Genomic DNA, 13,631 nt, shown 5'->3' on the forward strand with positions numbered 1-13,631 from the left:
TCACTCCTAATGCTTGTGGCCGGTGTCCAGCTTGCGCTCCAGGCGCATCGAATAGCGGGACATGCCGAAACAGAACATCCAGTACACCAGCGCGGCGAACACGTAGCCCTCGGTGGACATGCCTAGCCAGGCCGGGTCCGCGGTGGCGCGCTTGATGCTGTTGAGGAAGTCGAACAGGCCGATGATGATCACCAGGCTGGTGTCCTTGAACAGGGCAATGAAGGTGTTGACGATGCCTGGGATTACCAGCTTCAGCGCCTGCGGCAGGATCACCAGCAGCGTGCTGCGCCAGTAGCCCAGCCCCATGGCCGCCGCCGCCTCGTACTGCCCCTTCGGGATCGCCTGCAGACCGCCACGTACCACCTCGGCGATGTAGGCGGCCTCGAAGAACACCACCATCAGCATTGCCCGCAGCAGCTTGTCGAGGCTCATGCCTTCGGGCAGGAACAGCGGCAGCATCACCGAGGACATGAACAGCACGGTGATCAACGGCACGCCGCGCCAGAACTCGATGAAGGTCACGCAGAGCACGCGAATAGCCGGCATGTCCGAGCGCCGTCCCAATGCCAGCAGAATGCCCAGCGGCAAAGCACCGGCAATGCCCACGGCAGCGATCACTACGGTCAGCATGAGCCCGCCCCACTGACTGGTAGGCACCGTCTGCAGGCCGAGAAAGCCACCATGCAGCAGCCAGTAGGCCAGCAGCGGGTAAACCAGCAGATAGCCCAGCCCGTAGCGCAACTTGTGTGGCATCTGCCGCAGGAACAGCGGCGCCGCACCGATGATCGCCAGCCAGGCTGCCGCATCGACTCGCCAGCGCAGCTCCGTCGGATAGAAGCCGTACATGAACTGGCCGAACCGGGTCTGAATGAACACCCAGCAGGCGCCTTCGCGGCTGCAGTCGGCGCGGGTTTCACCGGTCCAGTCGGCCTTGAAGATGGCCCATTCGAGTACCGGCGGCACAATCAGCCAGAGCAGGTATAGTCCTACCAGCGTCAGCAGGGTATTGATCCAGCTGGAAAACAGATTGGCCCGTAGCCAGCCGAGCGCACCGATGCTGATCGTCGGTGGCGGCAGGTCGGGCTTGAAGGTATGGATGGTCATGCGCTCACCGCTCGATCAGCGCAATGCGCTTGTTGTACCAGTTCATCAGCAGCGAGATGCTGATGCTGATGGCCAGATAGACACTCATGGTGATGGCCATGGTTTCGATGGCCTGTCCGGTCTGATTGAGCACCGTGCCGGCGAACAGCGACACCATGTCTGGATAACCGATAGCAGCGGCGAGCGACGAGTTCTTTGCCAGGTTCAGGTATTGGCTGGTCAGCGGCGGCACGATCACCCGCAACGCTTGCGGCACGATGACCAGCCGCAATACCTGGCCTGGGCGCAACCCAAGCGAAGCGGCGGCTTCGGTCTGGCCATGGCTGACCGACTGAATGCCTGAACGCACGGTTTCGCCGATGAACGCCGCGGTATACACCGACAACGCCACGACGATCGAAACCAGTTCAGGGATCACCACCCAGCCGCCGCGGATATTGAAGCGCTGCAACTCCGGCACTTCCCAGGTGAAAGGTACGCCTGCAATGAAGGTCATCAGCCAGGGGATGGCAAGAAACAACCCAAGGCTGGTCCAGAGCACCGGAAACATCTGCCCGGTGGCATGCCGCCGCGCCCGAGCCCAGCGGTTGAGCAGGACTACCGCGACCAGCGCTACGAGCAACGCCAGCCAGAATGACCAGAAGCCATCGGCGGCGCTGGGTGCCGGCATCTGCACGCCGCGGTTGTTGACGAACACCGCATCCCATAGGCTCAGGCTGTCACGCGGCCCAGGCAACGGGCTGATCACAGCGAAGTAGACGAAGAAGATCAGCAGCAACGGCGGGATATTGCGAAATATCTCGATGTAGAGCGCCGCCAGCTGGCGGATCAGCCAGTTGCTTGAGAGGCGTCCCACGCCGAGGATGAACCCCATCACCGTTGCGAGAAATATCCCGATGACGCTGACCAACAGCGTATTGAGCAGCCCGACCCAGAAGACGCGACCGTAAGTGTCGCTCTCGCTGTAGTCGATCAGGTGCTGGGATATGCCGAAGCCGGCGGCATTCTCGAGGAAGCCGAAGCCGGAGGTAATGCCGCGATGGGCAAGATTGGTCTGAGTATTGTGAAAAAGGTACCAGCCGAATGCTACGACGGTGATTACAGCCAGAATCTGAAACAGCCAGGCGCGTGCCCGAGGGTCGGTCAATAACGACCCGCCAGCCGGCCTAGGATTGTCGATGGTTCGCATCGAATGTCCTCATACCGCACCGCCGGCGCGTTGTGCGCGCCGGCGGCACTTCTCCCTTTGGAAAACGGGGCCGGTGTAGCCGGCCCCGCTTGGTCAACGTACCGGCGGGGCGTACTGCACGCCGCCGTTGTTCCACAGGGCATTGAGGCCACGTTCGATCTTCAGCTCGCTGCCGGCGCCGACGTTTCGATCGAAGATCTCGCCATAGTTACCGACCTGCTTGACGATCTGCACCGCCCAGTCCTTCGGCAGCTTCAGATCCTTACCATATTCCCCCTCCACACCCAGCAGGCGGGCGACGTCAGGGTTCTTGGTGCTCTTGGCCTTTTCTTCGACGTTTGCCGAAGTGATGCCCAATTCCTCGGCGTTGAGCATGGCGAACAAGGTCCAACGCACGATATCGAACCATTCCTCATCGCCTTGGCGGACCGCCGGGCCGAGGGGCTCCTTGGATATCACTTCGGGTAGCACTACGTAGTCATCAGGCTTTGCCAGCTTGATACGCTGGGCGTAGAGCTGCGACTGGTCGGAAGTGAGCACGTCGCAACGGCCCGACTCCAGTGACTTGGCGCTTTCGTCCGAGGTGTCGTAGGTAATGGGGGTGTACTTCAGGTTGTTGGCGCGGAAATAATCGGAAAGATTGAGTTCGGTAGTCGTGCCTGCCTGAATGCAGACAGTTGCGCCATCCAGCTCCTTGGCACTTTTGACACCCAGCTCCTTGTTCACCAGAAAGCCTTGACCGTCGTAATAGGTCACGCCGGTGAAATTCAGGCCCATCGCCGCATCACGCGAGCTGGTCCAGGTGGTGTTGCGCGACAGCATGTCCACTTCACCGGATTGCAGCGCGGTGAAGCGCTCCTTGGCGGTCAACGGACTGTACTTGACCTTGCTGGCGTCACCGAATACGGCCGCGGCCACCGCGCGACAGACATCCACGTCGATCCCCAGGTATTGCCCCTTTGCATCGGCGTAGGAAAAGCCCGGAAGGCCATCACTGATGCCGCACTGCACGAATCCTTTCTTCTGCACTGCATCGAGGGTCGCCCCCGCTTGCGCCAGCCCGCTGATTCCCAGCAGCGACGCTGCACCCAGCGCAGCCAGTGTGGATTTCACCCTAATCATCGAAACCTCCAGTTTGCTTTCTTATTCTCGGGTTCGGGCCTGTTGCCCCTCGATGCGTAACCGGCAGCAGCGAAGCGGCGCAGCCTGACCTGAGTCTAGTCGTCCGTGGATGATCGGCAATGTTCTTTGTGCCATTACCTCGACTCGCTCATGCGAGCCGTTCCCTTCTGAGTCGAACTGAACTTAGCAAGGCGCGTACCAGCTCATCCGGCAATGAGCTGGATACGCCAGCTTGCGGGTTCTATCGAAGTGCGCGAGCGGGTAACCTCGCGCCACTCCCTCGCCGGTGGCACGTAATGCCCCAAGACGAGGCAACTTGCCCCCAACTGGAGCCGATCTATGAGCGAACCGTTGATCCTCGAACCCAATGGCATTGCCGATGCGTGCATCATCTGGCTGCATGGCCTGGGCGCTGATCGCTATGACTTCCTACCTGTGGCCGAAGCGCTGCAGCAGAAGCTTCATAGCACTCGCTTCGTTCTGCCGCAGGCACCGACGCGTCCGGTAACCATCAACGGTGGCTGGAGCATGCCCAGCTGGTACGACATCCTGGCCATGAGCCCAGCCCGCGCGATCGATCGCGAGCAACTCGAGGCATCGGCGCAACAGGTCATCGGTCTTATCGAAGCACAGCGTGACGCGGGCATCGATCCGGCACGCATCTTTCTCGCCGGCTTCTCCCAAGGCGGCGCGGTGGTGCTGCATACGGCATTTCTGCGCTGGCAGGGCCCGCTGGGCGGCGTCATCGCACTGTCCACCTATGCCCCGACATTTGCCGAGCGCCTCGAGCTTTCCGATGATGTCCGGCGCTATCCGGCGCTATGCCTGCATGGCAGCCGCGATGATGTAGTGCCGCCTGCGATGGGCCGTGCCGCCTATCAGTGCCTGCACGACGCCGGCGTCAATGTCACTTGGCGCGAGTACCCGATGAGCCATGAGGTGCTCCCGGAGGAAATCCGCGACATCGGCAACTGGCTCGCACCTTTGCTTGGCGAAGATGCCGCCTCCTGAGCACCAGCTCCGGTTGCCTGTTCATCAAAGGAAGGATGGGCGGCGCGCTTGACCGTCCGCCACCTGGCAGGCTCAAGCGCGGCCAGCATCCTGCCACGCCTGAACCTGGCATCAGGCACGGCCATGCCCCAAGGCCCTGGCCAGGCCCGCGCGGTATCACACAACAGTATGTAAGGCGCGAGTGCGCCCGCTGGAAGCCAAGCCTTCCCGTGCGCGAGGCTTCGCCATGCATGCGTCTTGCATTACACTGGCGCGCGACACTTTCCTAATAAATGACGAGAAGACCGTGCTCAAAGCACTCAAGAAAATCTTTGGCAAGGCACCGGATGTACGGGCCAGCGCAGCCGATGACGTGCTCGCCGCCGACCACGAGGGCCAACACAGCGCCCCTCAGCAAGCAACGACGCCTGATTCTCAACCCAAGCCGCAGACCGCTGAGCGCGCCGCCGAAAAGCCGCGCCGTCAACGCAGCAGCAAGCCGCCAAAACCCGCCGCTCCGGCGTGGAAGCTGGAGGACTTCGAGGTCGAAGCGGCCGAAGGCAAGACCCGCTTCCACGACTTCAAGCTCGCACCCGAGCTGATGCACGCAATTCATGACCTGGGTTTTCCCTACTGCACGCCGATCCAGGCCCAGGTGCTCGGCTATACCCTCGCCGGCAGAGACGCCATTGGCCGCGCCCAGACCGGCACCGGCAAGACGGCTGCGTTTCTCATATCCACCATCACACAGCTGCTCGACACTCCACCGCCGCGGGACCGCTATATGGGCGAACCGCGCGCACTGATCATCGCGCCGACCCGTGAACTCGTGGTGCAGATCGCCAATGACGCGCTGGACCTGACCAAGTACACCAACCTGAACGTGATGAGCTTCGTCGGCGGCATGGACTTCGACAAGCAGCTCAAGCTGCTTGAATCGAAATTCTGCGACATCCTGGTTGCCACGCCCGGGCGCCTGCTGGATTTCAACCAGCGCGGCGAGGTGCATCTGGACATGGTCGAGGTGATGGTGCTGGATGAAGCCGATCGCATGCTCGACATGGGCTTCATTCCGCAGGTCCGCCAGATCATCCGGCAGACGCCGCCCAAGAGCGAACGCCAGACCCTGCTGTTCTCAGCCACGTTCACCGATGACGTGATGAACCTGGCGCAGCAGTGGACGACCAACCCCGCCGTGGTCGAGATCGAGCCGGAAAACGTTGCCAGCGACACCGTCGAGCAACACGTATTCGCCGTGGCTGGCAGCGACAAGTACAAGCTGCTGTACAACCTGATCACCCAGAATGACTGGACGCGGGTGATGGTCTTCGCCAACCGCAAGGATGAAGTGCGGCGCATCGAGGAACGCCTGACCCGGGACGGCATCAGCGCCGCGCAGATGTCCGGCGACGTGCCGCAGCACAAGCGCATCCGCACGCTGGAAGGTTTCCGCGAGGGCAAGATTCGGGTACTGGTGGCGACCGATGTCGCCGGTCGAGGCATCCATGTCGACGGCATCAGCCACGTGATCAACTTTACGCTGCCGGAAGATCCGGATGACTACGTGCACCGCATCGGCCGCACCGGCCGTGCCGGCACCAGCGGCACGTCGATCAGCTTCGCCGGCGAGGACGACTCCTTCGCCCTGCCGCCGATCGAAGCGCTGATTGGCCGCAAGATTCAGTGCGAGATGCCGCCGGCGGAACTGCTCGCCCCAGTCCCTCACTCGCGCTGAGCCTATTGGGCGCGGCATTCGCCGCGCCCCTGCGACCGTCAATCACCTCCTCCATCAATGACCTGAATCAGGCCTCAACAGAGGTCAAGCGGCTAGAGTGGTAGCTAGATCGGAAATCGAGGAGACATCGATGGACAGCATGCACTGGCTACTGTCGCTAATCGTCACCGGCTTCATCCTGCTCTGCGTAGGTTTCAACTACCGGGACCGGGACTGGGGCGTGGGCCTTCTTGGCCTGGGCGTGCTCACCATGTTCTCGACGCTGGCCTTCAAGATGTACATCACCTTCTATTGACGGCTCAGCCGTTCTCGCTCCAACGCTCAGCCGCGACCTGATCACTCGCGCGGCCCTCCACCCAGCGTGGCCCGGACGGCGTGGTTTCCTTCTTCCAGAACGGCGCCCGCGTCTTCAGGTAGTCCATCACGAAGCGACAGGCGTCGAAGGCAGCGTCGCGATGGGCGCTCGCCGCGCCGACGAAGACGATCGGCTCACCTGGCTCCAGGGGCCCGACGCGATGCAGCACGTCGAGCCGCAATAATGGCCAGCGCTGCTCCGCCTCGATAATGATTTTCTCCAGCGCCTTTTCGGTCATCCCCGGCGCATGTTCGAGGAACATTCCGGCGACATCCTGCCCATCATTGAAATCCCTTACGTAACCGACGAACCCGGCGACCGCGCCAATCCCCAGGTTGGCCGCATGCAGCGCATTGAGTTCGGCCCCCGGATCGAACGCTGCCGTCTGTACACGAACCGCCATGCTCAGCCTCCGGTCACGGTGGGAAAGAAAGCGACTTCATCGTTATCGGTGATCGGCTCATCGAGACCACAGAGTTCCTGATTACGGGCACACATCAGGTTCTGCTCGGCAAGCACCTCCCAGACACCGCCCCGCGCAAGCAGCTGCTGGCGCACGTCATCCACGTTGGCGAGCGAAGCATCCCACTGCAGGCGCTCGCCATCAGTGCCGAGGGTTTCGCGATAACGGGCAAAGAACTGGACGGTAATCATGCCGGCACCTGCCAGTGACCGCTCTTGCCGCCGAGTTTTTCCAGCAGGCGCACGCCTTCGATGACCATGCCGCGATCCACGGCCTTGCACATGTCGTAGATGGTCAGCGCAGCGACGCTGGCAGCGGTCAACGCTTCCATCTCGACACCTGTCTGCCCGGCCAGCTTGCAGGCAGCGCGAATCAGTACGCAGTCTTCACCATCCGCCTGCAGCTCGACCTTGATGCTGGTGAGCAGCAGCGGATGACACAGCGGAATCAGTTCGTAGGTCTTCTTTGCCGCCTGGATGCCGGCGATGCGCGCCACGGCGAAGACATCGCCCTTGGGATGACCGCCCTGCTGGATCATCTGCAGGGTCTGCGGCAGCATGCGCACGCGGGCCTCGGCCACGGCTTCACGCGCGGTCACGGCCTTGTCGGTGACGTCGACCATGCTGGCCCGGCCTTGGGAATCGAGATGGGTGAGCATTCGGCGCTCCTGATCGGAAAATCACGAGTCTACCGCAGCCGCCGGCGATGAACCCGCCCCCGTAAGAGGTACTACCGGGCATCGCCGCACGCGCCTCCGCTACATGTGCGCTTCGGCGTATTCGGCCAGCACCGAACGCGGTACACCCTGCAAGGTGATGTGCACGCCGTGGGAGAAATCCTTGAAGCGCTCGGTCAGGTAGGTAAGCCCCGAACTGGTCGCCGACAGATACGGCGTGTCGATCTGCGCCAGATTGCCCAGACAGACCACCTTCGAGCCGTTGCCCGCGCGGGTGATGATGGTCTTCATCTGGTGCGGCGTGAGGTTCTGGCACTCGTCGATCAGGATCAGGCTCTGCTGGAAGCTGCGCCCGCGGATGTAGTTCAGCGATTTAAACTGCAGCGGCACCTTTTGCAGGATGTAGTCGATGCTGCCGTGGGTGTTCTCGTCCTCCATGTGCAGCGCTTCGAGGTTATCGGTGATTGCACCCAGCCACGGCTCCATCTTCTCGGCCTCGGTGCCGGGCAGAAAGCCGATGTCCTCGTCCAGCCCCTGCACGCTGCGGGTGGCAATGATGCGCCGGTAGCGCTTGCTAACCACGGTCTGCTCGATGGCCGCAGCCAGCGCGAGAATGGTCTTGCCCGAACCGGCGGCGCCGGACAGGTTGACCAGATGGATATCCGGGTCGAGCAAGGCGAACAGCGCCAATGCCTGATGAATGTCCCGCGGGCGCAGGCCCCAGGCCTCCTGATGCAGCAGCGGCTCCTGATGCAGGTCGAGCAGCAGCAGCTCATCGGCCTTGATGCCCTTGATCCAGCCGACAAAGCCCTGTTCGTCGATGATGAACTCGTTGATGTGTACCGCGGGAAGGTTGTCGGTCAGCTGTACGCGGTGCCAGGTGCGCCCATGCCCCTGATGGGTCTCGACCTTGCTCACGCGATCCCAGAACGAGCCGCTGACGCTGTGATAGCCGGGGGAAAGCTGGCCGACGTCATCGACCAGCTGATCGGTATGATAATCCTCCGCCGCTACGCCACAGGCACGCGCCTTCAGGCGCATGTTGATGTCCTTGGTCACCAGCACCACAGGCAAGCCGGGACGCTGTCGGCTCAGCTCGACCACCTGATTGATGATCTTGTTGTCGTTCAGATCCTCCGGCAACGCGTTGGACTCGCCACGCTTGCTCATGAGGATCGAAAGACTGCCGGAAGGCCCGCTCTTGCCGCGCTGGATCGGCACGCCGAGCTCGACCTCTTCCGGCGTGGCGTCACCGAGCAGCTTATCGATCAAGCGGATTGCCTGACGACACTCGGCTGCGACGCTGTGCTTGCCGGCCTTGAGTTGGTCGAGTTCCTCCAGCACGGTCATCGGGATGGCGACCTGATGTTCCTGGAAGTTCAGCAAAGCGTTGGGATCGTGGATCAGTACATTCGTGTCGAGGACGTAGAGCGTGGGCTGGGTCGCGCGAGGTCTGCCGTAGTCATCCATACCGATCACCTTCTTCTGGGGCCAGAAACGAAGAGCCAAAAGCGCTTCGCTGCACAGTAACCGCCATGCGATTCAGGTGAGCGGACGAGGGTAGCCGGTGGATTCGGGGCTGCCCAGGAGCCGCCACCTGTGTCGCAGGGTTCGGCGGTCTGAATTCGGTAATACCGTAAAAGTTATGACAGACAAAAGACTTTTCCGTTGAACTCGACTTTTTTTCACGAATCGACCATACGGCCTTGGCGCGCGTATTTCAGCCGCGCTATTGTCGATGATCAAGGTGCGCGCTTTCGTCGCAGCGATTCACTTCCACGGTGATGTGCACCAGCTGCGGAAAGCCCTGCAACGCAGCCTTGTAGTGGTCGGCGGTGTGCGCCTGATGCGTCACCAGGCTCAGGATGCAGCTGTATTGCGACCGCCCTACCCGCCACAGATGCAGATCGGTGACCTCGGTATCCGGCACCTCCTGCAGCGCTTCCCGAACCCTGTGGACCAGCGGATCATCCATCTCCCGATCGAGCAGCGCCTTGGCGGTATCGCGCAACAGGCCGCGCGCCCATACAAGGATCACCAGCGCGCCGACGATACCCATCACCGGGTCCAGCCAGCTCCAGCCGAAGAACTTGCCGCCCAGCAGCGCGATGATGGCAGCCACCGACGTCAGCGCATCGGTCAGCACATGGATGAAGGCGGCGTGCCGATTCAGGTCCTTGCCACCCGAAGCGTGTTCATGCTCATGCGAATGGTCATGCCCGTGCTCGTCGTGACCGTTACCGTGGTCATGCTGATCCCGCAGCAACCAGGCGGACAGCAGATTCACCAGCAAGCCGATCACGGCGACCATCAACGCTGCATCGAAACCGATCGCGACCGGCGACCAGAGCCGCGACAGCGATTCGCCGATCATGAACAGCGCCACGACGACCAGCAGCAAGGCGCTGGTGAAACCGGCCAGGACCTCGATTTTCCAGGTTCCGAACGCAAAACGCTGGTCCGCCGCGTAGCGCCGAGCCAGCAGATACGCCAACGCCGCCAGGCCGATGGCTACCATGTGCGAGGCCATATGCCAGCCGTCCGCCAGCAACGCCATGGAGTTGAACCAGTAACCGGCAATGATCTCCACCAACATGGTCAAGCCGGTCAGAATGACCACCGCCCAGGTCTGACGCTCGGAGTTGCGCTCCAGCGGACGGTAGTCGTGAGGTGGTTGCCATTGCGCATGATTGCAGCCAGACATACGAACTCCTTGATTGACGCCTTCCAGCTTGTGCCTTGCCACGCGGGGAAGGTCAACCGTTGCCTATGGCCGCCATAGCTGGAGCCGCTCCGCTCGTACCCCTACAATCGCGCCATCAGACAGGAGACCCGTACATGCTGATGGTGATTTCCCCCGCCAAGACGCTCGACTATGAAACACCCTCAATGACCGAACGCTTCACTCAGCCTCAGTACCTGGAGCACTCGCAACTGCTGATCGACCTGTTGCGCGATTACTCGCCAGCGCAGATCAGCGAACTCATGCACCTTTCCGACAAGCTGGCCGCCCTGAATGTCGCGCGCTACGGGAGCTGGTCGGCTGACTTCACGCCGGCGAATGCCAAGCAGGCCCTGCTCGCCTTCAAGGGCGATGTCTACACCGGACTGAGCGTCGAGGATTTCACCGAGAGCGACCTGCTGTTCGCACAGGAACATCTGCGCATGCTGTCGGGGCTCTACGGCCTGTTACGGCCGCTGGACCTGATGCAGCCGTATCGGCTGGAAATGGGCACCAAACTGGCCAATCCGCGAGGCAAGGATCTGTACGCGTTCTGGGGCGAGCGCATCGGCGGCTGGCTGAACGAGGCGCTCGCCGAGCAGGGTGACGATGTCCTGCTGAATCTGGCCTCGAACGAGTACTTCAGCGCGGTCAAACGCAAGGCGCTGAACGCACGGGTCATCAACGTCGACTTCAAGGACATGAAGAACGGCCAGTACAAAATCATCTCGTTCTATGCGAAAAAGGCACGAGGCCTGATGGCCCGCTGGGTGATCAAGGAACGCATCGGCAACCCTGATCAGCTGCCGGAATTCGACTACCAGGGCTACCGCTACAGCGGGGATGATTCGACCAGCGACCGCTTGGTATTCCTGCGCGACGCCGCCGACCAGTAACAACTCAATGCCGGCGGAGGGCCCTGCAAGGGCGCTGCCGCCGCCCTCACCGCCCCCATTAGCGGGTCCGCCCAGCACGCCCCACACCCTCTACCAACACCGCCCGATCAACCCTCCGCATTCCGCCGGGCCGGTGAGCGCACCTTGAATCCGTTCGCAAAAACTGGCCGATCAACGGTTGCCGAGGCGGGAACTATCCAGCGTGGCTCGCAATCATAAGCGCGTACCGACAATTCCAGGTGGAAAGGGAAGTCGCACATGAACGTGCATTGGGTCATCAATTTCGCAGATCGCTCCGTTCGAGATCGTCAGTCGATCTTGGCGGTAGCGCAACTTCAGACGGCGATACGGCTGATTATCCAGCCCACAGCCGCGGCGTCGAGCAGAGCCTACGCGGCATCTGACACGGCAAACGCCGAGCAAGGCACGAACAGAGGGTTACGGCCATGCAAGCGCATCACTCCCGTTCGACCGACAGGTGCCACACACCGCGCGCGACGATGGCGCTCCTCAGTAGCGCGCCAAACGCCGACCACGAGCGCCCGGTGCAGATGACCATGATCGACATCTCGCCCGATACACATGCGGCCTGAACGGCCACGGTGCGACATCCAGGCGATTAACCAGACAGCAGATTTCAATCTCGAGGCATGCCTTGGGACAGAGTGGATTTCGTCCAGCCAACTGGCGATTCCTCCGACAAAGAACAGCAACAACCCAGGCGCGGCCAAGAGGCCGGCGTCACCGGACAAGTAGAACGACCTTCGAAACGATTCAGGAGAAGCAATATGATCCCGGTTATTCTTTCAGGCGGTAGCGGCTCCCGACTGTGGCCCCTTTCCCGCAAGTCGTTCCCCAAGCAGTTTCTTGCCCTGACCGGCGAGCAGACGTTGTTCCAGCAGACCGTCGAACGCCTGGCGTTCGATGGCATGCAGCAACCGCTGCTGGTCTGCAACAAGGACCACCGTTTCATCGTCAAGGAGCAGCTGGCCGCGCGCAAACTCGGCGTTCAAGGCCTTCTGCTCGAGCCTTTCGGTCGTAACACCGCACCGGCCATTGGGATCGCGGCGATGAAGCTGGTTGAAGAGGGCCGCGACGAGCTGCTGCTGGTCCTGCCGGCCGACCACGTCATCGAAGACCAGAAGGCCTTCCAGCGCTCCCTGGCACTGGCGACCAATGCCGCGGAAAACGGCGAGATGGTTCTTTTTGGTGTTCCGCCGACCCGTCCTGAAACCGGTTTCGGTTATATCAAGGCCAGCCAGGACGCCAATCATGGCTTGCCCGATGGCATCAAGCGCGTGGCGCAGTTCGTCGAGAAGCCGGATGAGGCGCGCGCCCAGAGCTATCTGGAGTCAGGTGACTATTTCTGGAACAGCGGCATGTTCCTGTTCCGCGCCAGCGTCTTCCTGGAAGAACTGAAGAAGCACGATCCGGACATCTACGATACCTGCTCGCTCGCCCTGGAGCGCAGCGTGAAGAACGGCGAAGAAGTGCTGATCGACCCCGCCACCTTCGCCTGCTGCCCGGACAACTCCATCGACTATGCAGTGATGGAAAAGACTCAACTGGCTTGCGTAGTGCCCATGTCTGCTGGCTGGAGCGATGTCGGCTCGTGGTCTTCGATCTGGGATGTGCATGAGAAGGACGAGAACGGCAACGTCCTCAAGGGCGACGTGATCGCCGAAGACTCGCGCAACTGCCTGGTACACGGCAACGGCAAACTGGTCACCGTGCTCGGCCTGGAAGACATCGTGGTGGTGGAGACCAAGGACGCCATGATGGTTGCCCACAAGGACAAGGTGCAGGACGTCAAGAAGCTGGTCAGCAAGCTCGACGCTCAGGACCGCAGCGAAACCAAGAATCACTGCGCCGTGTACCGCCCTTGGGGCTGGTATGACTCGGTGGACATGGGTGGCCGCTTCCAGGTCAAGCGTATCTGCGTGAACCCAGGGGCCAGCCTCTCCCTGCAGATGCACCACCATCGTGCCGAGCATTGGATCGTTGTTTCCGGTACCGCTCAGGTCACCTGCAACGACAAGACTTTCCTGCTCACCGAGAATCAGTCGACTTATATCCCGATCACTTCAGTGCATCGCCTGGCCAACCCCGGGAAAATTCCGCTGGAGATCATCGAAGTCCAGTCCGGCAGCTATCTGGGTGAAGACGACATTGAGCGCTTCGAGGACGTTTACGGCCGCGCCGAACAGAGCAACGAAGCCAAAGTTGCCCGTTAATGTTCGCCGAGTAACGAGAGGAAAGCCCGCTTCGGCGGGTTTTTCTTTGCTCGATTTCTGGATCTGTGCGTACCTGAAAGCGCATACTTGCGAAATCCGTGTAGCGCCTTGCCGCAAACGTAGTATCAATGCCGCAGATAACCTG

The 13,631-nt window shown here is 61.5% G+C and carries 13 protein-coding genes; 5 read left to right on the forward strand and 8 right to left on the reverse strand.

Going from position 1 to position 13,631, the window contains the following annotated elements; genetic code table 11:
• Window positions 1-6: 6 nt before the first annotated feature.
• The 3 genes from BM275_RS02510 to BM275_RS02520 form a co-directional block, all read right to left on the reverse strand.
• Window positions 7-1,104, reverse strand: a complete 1,098-nt coding sequence (locus tag BM275_RS02510) for an amino acid ABC transporter permease (RefSeq protein ID WP_014821252.1) — start codon at window positions 1,102-1,104, stop codon at window positions 7-9.
• Window positions 1,105-1,108: 4 nt separating this feature from the next.
• Complete coding sequence (locus tag BM275_RS02515; protein WP_090519176.1) at window positions 1,109-2,293, reverse strand: amino acid ABC transporter permease; 1,185 nt, start codon at window positions 2,291-2,293, stop codon at window positions 1,109-1,111.
• Window positions 2,294-2,386: 93 nt separating this feature from the next.
• Window positions 2,387-3,415 carry an amino acid ABC transporter substrate-binding protein gene (locus BM275_RS02520; RefSeq protein ID WP_045666765.1) on the reverse strand — a complete coding sequence of 343 codons (1,029 nt, stop codon included), beginning with the start codon at window positions 3,413-3,415 and terminating at the stop codon, window positions 2,387-2,389.
• 339 nt (window positions 3,416-3,754) lie between these two features.
• Between BM275_RS02520 and BM275_RS02525 the strand changes: the two genes are divergently transcribed.
• From BM275_RS02525 to BM275_RS22230, 3 genes are all read left to right on the forward strand, one after another.
• Window positions 3,755-4,426 carry an alpha/beta hydrolase gene (locus BM275_RS02525; RefSeq protein ID WP_090519177.1) on the forward strand — a complete coding sequence of 224 codons (672 nt, stop codon included), beginning with the start codon at window positions 3,755-3,757 and terminating at the stop codon, window positions 4,424-4,426.
• Window positions 4,427-4,712: 286 nt separating this feature from the next.
• Entirely contained in the window at window positions 4,713-6,140 is a 1,428-nt protein-coding gene (gene rhlB, locus BM275_RS02530; RefSeq protein WP_090519178.1) for an ATP-dependent RNA helicase RhlB, read from the forward strand.
• A 130-nt stretch (window positions 6,141-6,270) separates the two neighbouring features.
• Window positions 6,271-6,435 carry a hypothetical protein gene (locus tag BM275_RS22230; RefSeq protein ID WP_162836514.1) on the forward strand — a complete coding sequence of 55 codons (165 nt, stop codon included), beginning with the start codon at window positions 6,271-6,273 and terminating at the stop codon, window positions 6,433-6,435.
• A 4-nt stretch (window positions 6,436-6,439) separates the two neighbouring features.
• Here the strand turns inward: BM275_RS22230 and moaE are convergent, their stop codons facing one another.
• The 5 genes from moaE to dmeF all read right to left on the reverse strand — a co-directional run bounded on the left by moaE (window position 6,440) and on the right by dmeF (window position 10,338).
• Window positions 6,440-6,898 carry a molybdopterin synthase catalytic subunit MoaE gene (moaE, locus tag BM275_RS02535; RefSeq protein ID WP_090519179.1) on the reverse strand — a complete coding sequence of 153 codons (459 nt, stop codon included), beginning with the start codon at window positions 6,896-6,898 and terminating at the stop codon, window positions 6,440-6,442.
• Between the two features lie 2 nt (window positions 6,899-6,900).
• On the reverse strand, window positions 6,901-7,149 hold the full coding sequence (locus BM275_RS02540; protein ID WP_090519180.1) for a MoaD/ThiS family protein: 249 nt from the start codon (window positions 7,147-7,149) through the stop codon (window positions 6,901-6,903).
• Complete coding sequence (gene moaC / locus BM275_RS02545; protein WP_014821260.1) at window positions 7,146-7,616, reverse strand: cyclic pyranopterin monophosphate synthase MoaC; 471 nt, start codon at window positions 7,614-7,616, stop codon at window positions 7,146-7,148. The genes BM275_RS02540 and moaC overlap by 4 nt, the downstream gene beginning before the upstream one ends.
• Before the next feature lie 99 nt (window positions 7,617-7,715).
• On the reverse strand, window positions 7,716-9,104 hold the full coding sequence (locus tag BM275_RS02550; RefSeq protein WP_042928554.1) for a PhoH family protein: 1,389 nt from the start codon (window positions 9,102-9,104) through the stop codon (window positions 7,716-7,718).
• 259 nt (window positions 9,105-9,363) lie between these two features.
• The gene (gene dmeF, locus BM275_RS02555) at window positions 9,364-10,338 is read right to left on the reverse strand and encodes a CDF family Co(II)/Ni(II) efflux transporter DmeF (RefSeq protein WP_090519181.1); all 975 of its coding nucleotides are present in this window, start codon (window positions 10,336-10,338) and stop codon (window positions 9,364-9,366) included.
• A 134-nt stretch (window positions 10,339-10,472) separates the two neighbouring features.
• On the opposite strand from dmeF, the gene yaaA reads away from it, so the two are divergent.
• Both yaaA and BM275_RS02565 read left to right on the forward strand, forming a co-directional pair.
• The gene (yaaA, locus tag BM275_RS02560; protein ID WP_090519182.1) at window positions 10,473-11,252 is read left to right on the forward strand and encodes a peroxide stress protein YaaA; all 780 of its coding nucleotides are present in this window, start codon (window positions 10,473-10,475) and stop codon (window positions 11,250-11,252) included.
• A gap of 788 nt (window positions 11,253-12,040) precedes the next feature.
• Window positions 12,041-13,486, forward strand: coding sequence for a mannose-1-phosphate guanylyltransferase/mannose-6-phosphate isomerase (locus BM275_RS02565; RefSeq protein ID WP_090519183.1), 1,446 nt, complete (start codon window positions 12,041-12,043; stop codon window positions 13,484-13,486).
• Window positions 13,487-13,631 lie beyond the last annotated feature (145 nt).

The sequence above is a fragment of the Stutzerimonas kunmingensis genome, assembly GCF_900114065.1.
Classification (GTDB): Bacteria; Pseudomonadota; Gammaproteobacteria; order Pseudomonadales; family Pseudomonadaceae; genus Stutzerimonas; species Stutzerimonas kunmingensis.

Bases quoted from the DNA above. Each gene is read 5' to 3' on its own strand.
- BM275_RS02510 (WP_014821252.1), bottom strand. From the start codon at position 1,104: ATGACCATCCATACCTTCAAGCCCGACCTGCCGCCACCGACGATCAGC.
- BM275_RS02515 (WP_090519176.1), bottom strand. From the start codon at position 2,293: ATGCGAACCATCGACAATCCTAGGCCGGCTGGCGGGTCGTTATTGACC.
- BM275_RS02520 (WP_045666765.1), bottom strand. From the start codon at position 3,415: ATGATTAGGGTGAAATCCACACTGGCTGCGCTGGGTGCAGCGTCGCTG.
- BM275_RS02525 (WP_090519177.1), top strand. From the start codon at position 3,755: ATGAGCGAACCGTTGATCCTCGAACCCAATGGCATTGCCGATGCGTGC.
- BM275_RS22230 (WP_162836514.1), top strand. From the start codon at position 6,271: ATGGACAGCATGCACTGGCTACTGTCGCTAATCGTCACCGGCTTCATC.
- moaE (WP_090519179.1), bottom strand. From the start codon at position 6,898: ATGGCGGTTCGTGTACAGACGGCAGCGTTCGATCCGGGGGCCGAACTC.
- BM275_RS02540 (WP_090519180.1), bottom strand. From the start codon at position 7,149: ATGATTACCGTCCAGTTCTTTGCCCGTTATCGCGAAACCCTCGGCACT.
- moaC (WP_014821260.1), bottom strand. From the start codon at position 7,616: ATGCTCACCCATCTCGATTCCCAAGGCCGGGCCAGCATGGTCGACGTC.
- BM275_RS02550 (WP_042928554.1), bottom strand. From the start codon at position 9,104: ATGGATGACTACGGCAGACCTCGCGCGACCCAGCCCACGCTCTACGTC.
- dmeF (WP_090519181.1), bottom strand. From the start codon at position 10,338: ATGTCTGGCTGCAATCATGCGCAATGGCAACCACCTCACGACTACCGT.
- yaaA (WP_090519182.1), top strand. From the start codon at position 10,473: ATGCTGATGGTGATTTCCCCCGCCAAGACGCTCGACTATGAAACACCC.
- BM275_RS02565 (WP_090519183.1), top strand. From the start codon at position 12,041: ATGATCCCGGTTATTCTTTCAGGCGGTAGCGGCTCCCGACTGTGGCCC.